Here is a 12,478-nt window from a genome sequence, read left to right on the forward strand (position 1 = left end):
TGCCCAGATGAGCCAGGAACAGAGTACCGTGATCGAACTGATCAACGGCATGCAGGAAATCAAGATGCATAATGCAGAAAAGCAAAAGCGTTGGAGCTGGGAATTTGTACAGGCCCGACTTTTCCACGTTTCCATTCAGTCCCTATCCCTGGAACAGGCACAGCAAGTAGGTTCATCGGTCATCAATGAACTCAAAAACATATTGATCACCTTTACTTCGGCAGTGTTGGTGATCGAAGGTAACCTCACCCTTGGAATGATGCTTGCCCTCCAATACATCATCGGGCAACTCAACAGCCCGATTTCCGAATTGGTTGGTTTTGTCAGATCATACCAGGATGCGGCAATAAGCCTGGAACGGCTCAATGAAATCCATGATAAGGAAGATGAGGAAAGTGCTGAAAAGCAATTTGTGAGAACATTACAGGCCGGCGGCGAACTGGTGGCCAAAGACCTTTCTTTTCGGTATTTAGGAGCGGAAGAACCCGTATTGGCAGGGATTAATTTAAGCATTCAGCCCAAAAAAGTCACCGCAGTAGTCGGTGCCAGCGGAAGCGGGAAAACCACATTGATGAAATTGTTGTTGAAATTTTACGACCCCACAGCAGGGGAAATCCTCTATGGTAAGCATAATCTCAAAACAATCAGTGCCAAAAGCTGGCGGGACCAATGCGGCGTGGTGATGCAGGAAGGCTATGTCTTCAATGATACCATTGCGGCCAATATTGCCGTAGGACAGGACCATATTGATCAGGAACGGTTGATAGAAGCTTCCCGAATCGCCAATATCCTCTATTTTATCCAGTCCCTTCCTTTGGGTTTCAATACCAAAATAGGCAATGAGGGTATCGGGATGAGCACTGGGCAAAAGCAACGGTTGTTTATTGCCAGAGCAGTATATAAAAATCCCGAAATTTTGTTTTTTGATGAAGCCACCTCGGCCCTTGATGCCAAGAATGAAAGGGAAGTTATGGAGAATCTCCATAGGTTTATGCAGGGGAAAACGGTATTTATCATTGCCCATAGACTGAGTACCGTCAAAAACGCCGACCAAATTGTCGTCATTGATCAAGGAAAAATTGTAGAGCAGGGTACCCATGTGGAATTGCTGTATTCCAAAGGTGTCTATTATGATCTGGTAAAAAACCAACTCGAACTTGAAAAGATAAACGGAAGCTGAACATGCCATCAGAGCCTATACATAGCGGTAACCTTCACCTTCGTTCCGAAGAAGTACAGGAGATCATATCCAGACCACCGGCTTGGCTGATACGATGGGGCATTACCCTGGTGTTTATCCTTATCTCACTGGTTCTTGGGTTATCTTTTTTGATCAGATACCCAGACTTTGTTGAGGCAAAGGTATTGGTGACCACCACAGATCCTACAGAGCGGATAGCCGCCAGAATTTCAGGGCAGATAGAGACTTTATTTGTGAAAAACGGGGAAAAGGTCAGGATGGGACAGCCCTTGGCAGGAATTAAGAGTACGGCAAAACTCGAGGATGTTCTTTTTCTGAAAACTACCATGGAAAACGAGGCCTTTGCCAAGGAATATGATTATTTTTTTCCTATTGAATCACTGGCTGATCTGGTTCTTGGGGAGATAGGACTTCCCTTTTTGGAATTCGAAAGAAGTTACATGGAGTACAGGCTGTTGGGTAAATTGCAGCCCTATGATGGACAATTGGAAGGAAACCGGATCTCTATCGAAGAAATCAAAAAAAGGATTCAAAGTCAGACTGCGCAAAAAGCATTGCTGGACCGTAGGCTAAATCTGGCCAAAATTGATTATGAGAGAAATAAAAACCTCCATCAAGATGGCATCATCGCAGACAAGGATTTTGAGTCCAGAGAGATGGAATACCTTCAGATAGAAGAACAGGTCAATCAAATGGCCATATCCATTTCACAATTACATGAAGCGCTCAGCATTGCCAATCAGACCGTTCGGAGCACCGGCATCAATAAGGAAGAACAGGAAGCCCGCTCACTTAAAAACCTGATTCAATCTTACCAGAGTCTAAAGCGCAGTTTGAGGGATTGGGAATATACCTATCTGATGAAATCCTCCATCAGTGGGGTGGTCAGCTACCAGAAAATCTGGGGAGCCAACCAACAGGTCAACTCCGGTGAGCTGGTATTCACCGTACTCCCGGAAAATACATCGGAGCTCTTGGGTGCCATGAAGATAACCCCTCAGAATGCCGGAAAGGTCAGTGTTGGACAAAAGGTATTGATCAAGTTGGATAACTATCCCTTTCAGGAATATGGGGCTTTGATCGGTAAGATTACCAACATTTCAGTTTCACCGGACGATGAGTTCAACTATTTGGTTTATGCCGCATTGCCCAATGGGACGACCACTTCCTTCAATAGGGAAATCCGATTTAATCAGGAACTTTTGGGTAATGCGGAAATCATCACCGAGGAGTTGAGCGTAGCGGAAAGGCTGTTTTTCAAGTTCAGGTCAATTATGGTTTATTAAAATAAAACTTGTTCAAACATTTTGGATAAATGAAGGCAAAAACCCTTTGGAGCTCATATAGTTCTCACGCTTTTTGTGTTTCTTACGTTCTGTTGAACCGCAATTAAGGTGAATTTTCAGAAAAGGTCACTAATGGGCAGATCAATAAAATTTTGAAAATCGGAATTTGCAGAAAATAAATCGAGATGTGGAAGCAAAACCGGTCCGGATTTGTAGTAGTGAAACTCCTCCGAGATATTCCAGATGGTATTTGCTGTTGTCTGTAAAAATAGTAGAACTTAACTTTGTGGAGAGTATTTCTAATGTGGTAGTGGGCAACATTTTAAAAAAACAACTTTAAGCTTTGGATAGAAAAGGGATGTGTCATACAACCGGACCAGAACAGTTCCTATTTTTGCGAGTATGGAGGAAATACTTGATGTGAACAAGAGGCCTTAGTATTTTCATCCAAAATTGTTTTGGATGAAAATGCAATCAACGGTATCACCTTAAGTCCCATAACAGGGATAATTCCACCATAAGCATAATTATGAAATTTTTGATACTTTCCATGATCAAAACGAAATTTTTGACGATTCAGCGATTTGATATATTTTTTTCAATCGAGAAGAGATAGTTTCATGAGATGGAATTATTATTTTGAGGTTAGCCTTATTAGAATCTTCCCTTATTGAGATAAATGGAAAAATGACTAATTTGTTACTTGTTATTTCCCTAAAGAAGTTCTCGGGTGTCAGATTTTTATTGATAGTTAATTTTAATATTTTTTCAAAAACAGACTTATATAATACAATAAAAGGAGACGATTTAAATGATTTTACCCAAAATTTATCCCGAATTACGGGAATTGGAGTTTCGAAATCATCAACCCCTCCACAGAGTATCTTCGTGTCTAATTGATGTCCTTCAATGATGTGCTTTATCAGGGATATCCTTGAATACTCCTTGGTAAAAAGATGGTTATCATCACAAACAATAATAACATCATCCCCTTCATCGCATGCTTGTTGGACGATTTTATTCAATGTTAACCAGTATGCATTCTCGGGGTTGGTAGGTTCATGTTCATACAGTTTGATAATACGTACATCGAACTCACTTCTCCCTTCAAATTGAGAAAGTATGCGAGACAAATTCCTTTTGCAATCTTTTGAATTAAGTATATAGGTGCTGACTGACATTTTGTCAAAATCGGCAAGTACTTGGTGTTTTACTTGGGTTTCAATCTTTTTTTTATAAAACGAAAGAACCTGTTTTGCTGCGTTTACCAATTCGCAGGAATCCTTAAATAAGTTCACTATTCTCTTTTTCGCATTGTTTTTAAGCGTTACGTCAGAGTATCCAAAATCTTTTTGGACCGAGATGAATGGGTAAATAAAATATATTTGATCACTAAGGAAGGACAGCTTATAGTCTGCTGCATCACTATCCTGAAAATTGGTATTTAGTATTTTAGTGTAGAATTTTTTGAATATTACAGTAAATTGCAACCCTGAAAACTTTTCTACCCAATTTAGCCTTTGGGTCACAGGAAAACAGGTTGAGAACCAACTTACTCCACCCAGAAGCACATCCATTTGAAAATTCATTGCATCAGCCATCGATTTCTGAAAGATTAAAGGCGAATAATGAGAGGTGAAGGTGTGATCATCCTCGCATATTATGACATATTCCAAGTCCTCTTCATATCCTTTTCGAACAATTCCACAAAGAGTTTGCCAAAGTCCTATGGCACCGACCTGATGCTCTATCGCCGGCACAATGGTCAATTGGAACTCTTCCTTATCCGAGAATTCTGAAATAATACTTTCTCTTCGATCTGTCCGTTTTACTAGGTTAATTGCAAATACATTACTTTTATCCACGTCATTTGATTTGATTCGGAAAAACATTGTTTTGTTGTAACTACTCAGGTTGTAATTTAGCTATATGTTTAAGGTTTTCCAATACCTTTTCCGAACGTTTGAGCAGGGTATCAACCACGGATCTGATCACGCAAAAGCTGTCAGCCCCTTTTCTGACTTGAATTGCCCTAACACTTTCTGCTTTACCTTGATGTTTTGTACTGCTCTTTCTCAGGCATTGTTGTCCGGGGGGACTTTTTGTTTGATGATGAAATGAAATTACCTTTTCCTAGATTTCTAAGCTATTCTGTTTTTCCTTAGGGCTTCTGACGTAGATCAGATGGCAGGAATCTAGGATCATGTGGAATACAATGTCATATAAATAGAGGTTTCTCTGTAGTTCCAAAGAAGGTCTCGTATCTGAAAGCGTATAATTACCCCATTCATTCAGGATCTTTAGCAGCTTACCGGGTTCTGAATCCGCAAAAAGATACCTGAGGTTTTTGATGGGATCCAAAGAATCTTGAGGGTCGGATGAAGATGGTAGGTAAGGGAGGATATCTACCATTTTTCTGCCCTTTGCCAATATTTTTGAGGGAACAAGGTTTTCCTTGGTCGTTTTTTCACTTTTAAATTCCCCACGATCATCCCTTGATATCAGGAATGCGGCTTCCAACAGTTTGCGGAAGTTTTGCAAAAAAGAAACGGCTTGGTTTACAGAATTCCAGTAAGTGACCAATCCGCCGTGTGCAATTTTGATGGATAAGGCATTTAAGCATTCCCTGGCTTCAGGTAATGGATGGAGGCTGTCAAAGAAGCAATGGATAAAACCTATCAAGTCCGATTTCTCTGAGGGTGATAACATGACAGGGATATAGATTTCCAGATCAGAAGCATATACCTGATCGGCAACGATTGTGCGGCTATAGGGACCGGTGTTGAAATTGTTAATGATGACCATGGTGGGAAAGGTTTGGTAAAACATGTTCCCAATATTCCAACTTCAACAATTCTAAAAAATTCCAGATTAGGGTAAATTAGGCCTTCTTGGAAAATTCCTTCGGAATTGAGAAGTAGGGTTAAAACTAAACCCTACTTTCTTTTTCTCTTTGATTTTTGGATGATTTTGAATTCAATTTTGGTACGGAAAAGTACAATTTTTTCTTTGTTGCATAGGGAATAGGTGGGTCCTTTACAGTATGGACACACTTATCCCATGAAGATGTCTTCAATTGTGTTTTTTAGGCAGCGTTTTGTTGCGGCGGGCTTTCCTTTTCAGCTCTTCTTTTGGCTATCTTGACAGCATTGGCTGCCATTATCCCGAAAAATATCGCAAACTTCTCCCTCTTGTCTCCTTTTACCCTGATTTTCCTCAGTCCGTAGAACTCTTTGTTTGTACCGAACACTCCCTCCATCACAGTAGCCCTCTGTTTGGATATTTCAGAACTGAGTATGCTTTCTGCCCTGTCATGCTTTTTGGGGCCTTTTTTAGGGAAACAGGTGAAAATCTTGTTGGCAGTACAGAAACTCCGGTTTTTGTTTGTGGCATAGATCCTGTCTGCCCCGAGCTGGTTTACAGGACCGAAAAATCTCCTGTGTTTGGCAACGGAGAGCTTAAGTCTTGTACATTCGTTGAAGGCATTGAAATCAAGTTTGTCTATAAACGTAAGTCCGTCCACCTGAAGGATATGGGCTTTGGCCCCGAACTCAACCGGCCTGTTTTCTTTTCCCCTCACAATAGGTCTGAGATAAGGTTTGTGCAGGGAAACTATTCTGTCTTTTAAAGCCGAAGGCGGGTTGTCCAACAAAAACTCCTGCTGGCGGTGAACCTTTTTTATCACTGCAAACCTTGCAAAATCCTTCAAACCAAGATCTGCGCCCTTAGTACTGTCGAGGATCTGCTGGAGTTGGCCGATCCCTTTACCGAGTAGATATACAAGTGCTTTTCTTCTTCTGAGCGTTTCCCTGAAACTGTTTTTCCTTTTTCTGGAATAAGCCATCTGGGCAATTCTCTGCTCCCTGAATTTAGACCTGGGCCTTTTGACCCCCGTTTGGGAACAGAATCTGAACATCTGTTTTTCAAAAACCCACTCACAACATTCCCACAGCAATTTGACATCGGTTGGAAACCGTATGAATGACTCATAACACGTAGCGTCCATGAGCAATACGTGGGTGTTGTTGACATCACGCTTCCAGTGGTTGATAAGCACTTCCTGAAGTCTCTCCCATTCGCAGTGTTTTTCCAGATATGCCCTGACCCTGGTCATGATGGTCATGTCTCTGATATGCTGGTTTTCGGCCAGTACTTTGCCGCAAAAATACTGTAAGGCCCAGTCTGTGTTGTAACGCTCCAGCAATTGCCTGTCACTGGTGTTGAGATAGGCCTTCAAGAACATCAGTGCAAACATGCCTTTGCCACCGAACCAGCTTGGGGCACCTCTGCCAGAGCGTTCTTCGGGAAGGCAGGAAACCAGATCATCCCAAGGGATGGAATCATGTATCTGGCCCAACAATGAATTCTTGAAAAAATGATATTTTGGAGAATATCCGTCAAAGTCTTTGAAAAGAGGAAGCTGAATCATAACTTTAAATGTATTTAAGTTTGCAACCTTAAAATACAAAAAAGAAAACCCCGAAAAAAGCGAAAAACAGCCAAATTCGGGGTTTTTGTGTTATGTTTTTGTTAAGTTATTAACTGACAATCAGCATCTTAAGGGATTCGCAAGAAGCCCTAAATTATTCTAGGTTGGTATAATAACAATAAGGGTTATTAAAATATCAGGGAATTGATTAGATAAAAAGAAAAATTTTCAATTAATTATTGAAAAATAATAAAACCTAAATACTTCTTTAAAAATATGCCATACGCAGGAGGTCCGGCTAATATAGCAGGTGTTGAATATGAACAATGGTTTGTTGCATTAAAGTTTGCAGAATCTTTCTTTAATCCCAATATCGAAGTTTCAGCTCAGGCCAGATATATTCCCTCAGAGGAACCTGGGAAAGAAGAAACAATTGCTTCAATTGATGATGTTGTTGTATTTAATTGTAACCAACCAACTTTTTTTACAATAAAGAAAAACGCACCTAAAGATGCCTGGACAATAACTTCTCTAATATCACAAGGTGTCTTACCAGCTTTGGTTGCCCAATTTCGAAAAACTCCTGATTCTTCTCTTGTTTTAGTGTCTGAATCAAATTCCAGATTAATTCGTGAAGATTTTTTAAGGATTAGAAAGTGCAATAGCGAAATAGAAATAAAATCTGAACTCGGTGGTAGGTTTAAAGAATGGGAAAAATTAATTGAATATACAGGTCTTGAAATATCTCAACTTATTAAGTTTTGTAAAAATTGCGAAATCAAAGTTATGACCCTTGATAATATCAAGGAGCAAATTGTAGTTCGTTTTGAAGGCAAGGTTTCACATTCAAAATTTGTACCTGAACTTTTATTTAATTTCACTTTTGAGAAGGCTATAAGAAGTTTAAGGACTAAAAATAAAGATATAACAGATTATTTAGCCGATCGAGAGGTAAGAAGCTTGGCTCCTCTGGATATAACAGAACTTGAAGAAATGCTAATTCAAGGTTCAACAAGCCTTGCAAATAATCCTGTTGGGTTATCATTTAAAAATGATTGCTTTATTGAAAGAAAAGAGACTATTGAGATTATTAACTGGATTAATCGTAAAGAAGATGTTGAAAATGATAATTCAATTCTAATCTTAGTAGGAGATGCAGGAACTGGTAAAACAACTGTTTTAAAACATCTTTACGAAAACCTAATAATTCAGGGTACACCAATTCTTGGAATAAAAGCAGATTGTACAACATTTATTACATATGAATTATTTAAAAATGAATTAAATCTTAAAGAAGATTTAGACAGGATATTTGTTTCAATAATTGAAAAGCATGAAAAGGTGGTATTGGTTGTAGATCAGATTGACGCACTTTCTCTATCCCTTTCAAAAGATAGAACCCAAATAAATAAATATTCTGATCTCATCTATAAGCTTTCAAAAATTAAAGGGGTTAGTGTAATCATATCCTGTCGCACCTATGATCTCAATAATGACCCCCGTCTTATTCAGTATAAAAATGCAAAACAAATAGAAATCGGAATATTTACAGAAAAGGAAATAAGCGAAATTTTAGAACAAAAAGGGCTGCAAACAGGGAATTTAAACATCAATTTAATTAACCTTCTAAAAACACCATTACATTTAGAAATTTTCACAAGACTTGAACTTGAACATATTCAACTAGGAGAATTAGAAACTTTACAATCCTTATACTACCACCTCTGGAACCAAAAAATATTAAATTTCACATATCTGGATCCAAAAATCTTGACAGAATTTTTAGCTGTTTTAGTAACGGATTTATTTCAAAATCAATCAATGTCTGCATTTACCATGGAATACGATATGTATTCCAATGAAATGGGATTCCTATTAAGTGAGAATCTTCTTAGATCAACTGGTCCCAATGGTAAATTTTCTTTTTTTCACCAGACATTCTTTGATTATACCTTGGCAAGAACTTTTGTTTCAAGTAGACGGTCGATTTCAAATGAAATAAAAAACATACATCAGGGATTATTTCTCCGAAACAAGGTAAGAACTGTTATTTCATTCTTGAGAGGGAGTAAAAGGGTTGATTACAACAAAGAAATTCAAAAAATTCTTACATCACCGGAATTTAGATTCCATATTAAAACATTGATTATTGGGGATTTATGTTCACAAAGAAACCCCTCAAAAGAAGAGAAAAATCTTGTTAAGGAACTTTTGGCTAACCCTGAACTATATCAAATAGTTGTAGAGTCAATAACTTCAGCAGAAATATTTAGGTATGTTTCTAGCATCTTTATAAGTAAATTACTTCAAAATCCAGAAACCAATTTATCTATAGCTTGGACTGTATGTTCAAAAATTCTTCAAGAAGATGAAATACCTATCTATGATTTTTTAAAAAATCTTCCTGAATTTGAAATTCGAGATCGATTTATCTCAGAAGTGTTATTTCAAGTAAAATTATTTGAAAATGAATCCTTCAAAGAATTTTTCAAACTAGTTGAGGAATTTTTGATTTTAGATAACGAGGGTTTTCTTTATTATCATATTTTAGAGAATGCAGCCTTAAAACATATTGACTGGGTATTAGATCAATTATTTTTGGATTTAAAGAATAGGTTAAATAAAGTTAAAAATGCAAGACATTACCAATTTGAATTATTGGTTCATAGAACTCCATTCATATATAAAAAAGTATATTCCATTTCGCCCGAAAAAACATATCAATTCCTAATAAAATCTGTTCATTATATTCTTGAAAAAACCAAAATTGAATATGAGTCTTGTATGATATTGAAAGATCAGGTTTTCTATGATTTCAACTTAAAAAGTAAAATTGACCATGATTATCATTTTGTTATTGTAACGTTGATTAAAGAACATATTATTTCACAAATAGATCAAAATTCAGATTTTGCATATGAAGAGCTAAGTCAATTTAAAAAAAGTAAGTTTTCTACTTTTAACTATATATATTTTATAGTGATGTTAGAAAGACCTGACTTTGATTTGGAAGGAATTTTTGATTTTGTCCTTTCATGGCTAATAAGATTTAGAATAGACGGCGAAAACAGATTTACTGACGGGATTTCTATTTTTCTAAGAAATTGTTTTTCACAGTTATCACTTAACCAGAAAAATCAATTTATTGATTTTCTAAAAAACCAAAGAGACCCTGTTCGGTTTTACGAGGAAATCAAACTAAACCCATATTTTGGAAGAACTTCATATATTCTGTTAAAACACATTTCTGATTTAGATTTAGAGAATGAGAAATGGTTGAGATCTTACAAACAAGAATTACTAAGAAAGTTTGAACCAATTGAAGAAAAAGCAAGAAAATATGATCAAACTTTTTTTAGAGAAAATGTACCACAATTAAGTCCATCCTCCTTTTCTAAAATTTCTTTTGAAAACTGGCTTAATTATTTTGGTAAATACCCAAATAGTGAAGAATTATATAATCGCCACTTTACAATCGCCTATAATCTTGAAAAAGAAATTAACATAAATAATATTGAATGGTATTTGAAATTGATTCCAAGGTTTGTATCCTCTACCACCATTCCGCAGATTTATTCCGCAAGAATTATAAATGGCTTAATGATAGCAGGGGCAAATTCCCAAGAAGTCATTCAATATTACGAACAACTTCTTGATGGAAAAAAAGTTACCTCAAAAGGAACTCTTGATCTTTTACATCCAATTGACCATTTTATAAAAGAAAAAACTTTTAGTGAAAAAATATTTGATTGGTTTTTATTGTGTTTTGAAAAGGGAGAACAAGGAAGTGCCAATCATAAATGGATTCAAGAGAATAAAGAAAATGCAGATAGTAGTTTCCAATTAGGGTATAATTCAGTAAGTGGATTTGCAGTTTTTAAATTGATCTCATATGTGGATTCATATGAATATTTCTTAAAGTTGGTGTCTACAATCGAAAATAAAATTTCTGAATTGGATGAAGTTGTAATATCTATGATACTCAATAAATTAGCATGGCTAAATATTTTTGACAAAGAGAGGTGCTTAAATTTATTTATAAACTTAACCCGAGGAGGTTCTAGGCAAGTTTTAAATGCAGGGTATATTTCTTCACAATATATGAATAACGTCAATTTTGATAAAATGACAAATTATTATTATGATGTTATTAATAAAGTTACAGACGATCAAAGGATATTTTTTTTCGGCCAAGTATTGACCGTTGCCGCAATAAATAATTATCAAAATGCACAGGAATTGTTAGAAAAAGCCTTTGAAAAAAATGATAAATATAAAGCAGGATCGATAGAAACTATTGTAGAATATATTGTTGAAGGAAGATCCTCTGAATATATAAATAAATTATGGAATCGCTTCCTAAATGAAGAGGGGCGAGATATATCGAATGCATTTTCGAAATTCTTTTTTAAATGTCCGACTGAAAAATTTGATGAATTTTACTATTATATTCAATCTTATACTAGTTCAAGAATCGGTAGAGGAAGAGATTATGAATACTATAAATTTTTGATGGCATTTTCCGCAGACCATCCCGACCAATGCATTGATTTAATTCTAAATTCACCTCAACCAATCATCGATATTCAATATTCCGGATTAATAGGTGAAGAACAATTGCAAATAATAATAAGCTGCTATAATGCTTTAGGAAACTACTCTAAAGAAAATGAGATTTGTGAAAAAGCATTAGATGCATTTGATAATGCATTAAAGCACAAACAGTTTAGATTGAAAAAAAGTGACTTTTTTGATAAGTTAGACAAGTATTAAGACCTATAAACGCAAAATAAGAGAGTATTAAAATTTGATAACTATCTTCCAATCAACCTCTCCAACCTTCCCATCATCTCATCCTTCTCTTTTAGCATCCTTTCATAAAGAGCAATTTTTTCTTCATGGAGTTGGATGATTTTATCAACCGGGTGAATGTTGCAATTTTCGTTTTTCTGGTATCCCACAGACCCATGATTAATAGTGTTAGAAATAATATTCACAGCCTGTTCTTCATCATAATTTTGGAAAGCCTCTACAGGCAGTTTGAGAACATCTGCGATTTGGGAGAGGAGGCTGACTTCTACCTCTTCTTTTTGTTCAAGAAGGGAGATTTTCTTCTGTGACCAATCCTCTCCAAGTTGGAATGCTAAGACCTCCTATTTGAAGCCAAACAATTCGCGGGAATCTTTTGATGTTTCTGCCTTGATGGATTTTCCGGCCATTGTTATTTGTCATAGGCTTAGGTTTGTTTTAAATAAAAAAAGTGTTTTTTACAAAGAATATAAATTATTCAAATTTGACTAAAAATATCTAAAAAAAAATAAATTTTGCATGGAAAGCATAAAAGTGTGAAATAAATTCAATAAATTTAATGTAAGTAAAAATTGAATTAAAACCAATTTTTAGGATTTTATAATCCAAATAAAAAAATTGGATTTTTAGTTAAAATTTGTCCTAACCCCTCATTTTTTATGATTTTAAACACAGTTTGTAAAAATATCGGTAAGTTTTTAGCCTCAATTAGAATGGTTTTTGTCTTTTTCTTCATATTCAATATTGTTCAAC

Annotated in this window: 8 protein-coding genes; 3 read left to right on the top strand and 5 right to left on the bottom strand. The window is 36.1% G+C overall.

Annotated features, from left to right (window positions below; genetic code table 11):
- Both ACEW8U_RS07690 and ACEW8U_RS07695 read left to right on the top strand, forming a co-directional pair.
- A partial coding sequence (locus ACEW8U_RS07690) for a peptidase domain-containing ABC transporter (RefSeq protein WP_373521456.1) occupies positions 1 to 1,180 on the top strand: 1,180 nt, incomplete at its 5' end.
- Positions 1,181 to 1,182: 2 nt separating this feature from the next.
- Positions 1,183 to 2,487 (top strand): HlyD family secretion protein, encoded by a 1,305-nt coding sequence (locus ACEW8U_RS07695; RefSeq protein ID WP_373521457.1) that lies wholly within the window; start codon positions 1,183 to 1,185, stop codon positions 2,485 to 2,487.
- Between the two features lie 554 nt (positions 2,488 to 3,041).
- Here the strand turns inward: ACEW8U_RS07695 and ACEW8U_RS07700 are convergent.
- From ACEW8U_RS07700 to ACEW8U_RS07710, 3 genes are all read right to left on the bottom strand, one after another.
- Complete coding sequence (locus tag ACEW8U_RS07700; RefSeq protein ID WP_373521458.1) at positions 3,042 to 4,352, bottom strand: hypothetical protein; 1,311 nt, start codon at positions 4,350 to 4,352, stop codon at positions 3,042 to 3,044.
- A 268-nt stretch (positions 4,353 to 4,620) separates the two neighbouring features.
- Positions 4,621 to 5,292, bottom strand: a complete 672-nt coding sequence (locus ACEW8U_RS07705; RefSeq protein ID WP_373521459.1) for a hypothetical protein — start codon at positions 5,290 to 5,292, stop codon at positions 4,621 to 4,623.
- 280 nt (positions 5,293 to 5,572) lie between these two features.
- Positions 5,573 to 6,916: a transposase gene (locus ACEW8U_RS07710; RefSeq protein ID WP_373521460.1), complete on the bottom strand. Its 1,344-nt coding sequence runs from the start codon at positions 6,914 to 6,916 to the stop codon at positions 5,573 to 5,575.
- A gap of 276 nt (positions 6,917 to 7,192) precedes the next feature.
- On the opposite strand from ACEW8U_RS07710, the gene ACEW8U_RS07715 reads away from it, so the two are divergent.
- Positions 7,193 to 11,689, top strand: a complete 4,497-nt coding sequence (locus tag ACEW8U_RS07715) for an NACHT domain-containing NTPase (RefSeq protein WP_373521461.1) — start codon at positions 7,193 to 7,195, stop codon at positions 11,687 to 11,689.
- Between the two features lie 41 nt (positions 11,690 to 11,730).
- Here the strand turns inward: ACEW8U_RS07715 and ACEW8U_RS07720 are convergent, their stop codons facing one another.
- Both ACEW8U_RS07720 and ACEW8U_RS07725 read right to left on the bottom strand, forming a co-directional pair.
- On the bottom strand, positions 11,731 to 11,877 hold the full coding sequence (locus ACEW8U_RS07720) for a hypothetical protein (RefSeq protein WP_373521462.1): 147 nt from the start codon (positions 11,875 to 11,877) through the stop codon (positions 11,731 to 11,733).
- A gap of 133 nt (positions 11,878 to 12,010) precedes the next feature.
- Positions 12,011 to 12,148 carry a hypothetical protein gene (locus tag ACEW8U_RS07725; RefSeq protein ID WP_373521463.1) on the bottom strand — a complete coding sequence of 46 codons (138 nt, stop codon included), beginning with the start codon at positions 12,146 to 12,148 and terminating at the stop codon, positions 12,011 to 12,013.
- Positions 12,149 to 12,478 lie beyond the last annotated feature (330 nt).

It is taken from the genome of Aquiflexum sp. (assembly GCF_041751335.1).
GTDB lineage: Bacteria > Bacteroidota > Bacteroidia > Cytophagales > Cyclobacteriaceae > Aquiflexum.

Bases quoted from the DNA above. Each gene is read 5' to 3' on its own strand.
- ACEW8U_RS07710 (WP_373521460.1), bottom strand. From the start codon at position 6,916: ATGATTCAGCTTCCTCTTTTCAAAGACTTTGACGGATATTCTCCAAAA.
- ACEW8U_RS07695 (WP_373521457.1), top strand. From the start codon at position 1,183: ATGCCATCAGAGCCTATACATAGCGGTAACCTTCACCTTCGTTCCGAA.
- ACEW8U_RS07715 (WP_373521461.1), top strand. From the start codon at position 7,193: ATGCCATACGCAGGAGGTCCGGCTAATATAGCAGGTGTTGAATATGAA.
- ACEW8U_RS07705 (WP_373521459.1), bottom strand. From the start codon at position 5,292: ATGGTCATCATTAACAATTTCAACACCGGTCCCTATAGCCGCACAATC.
- ACEW8U_RS07725 (WP_373521463.1), bottom strand. From the start codon at position 12,148: ATGACAAATAACAATGGCCGGAAAATCCATCAAGGCAGAAACATCAAA.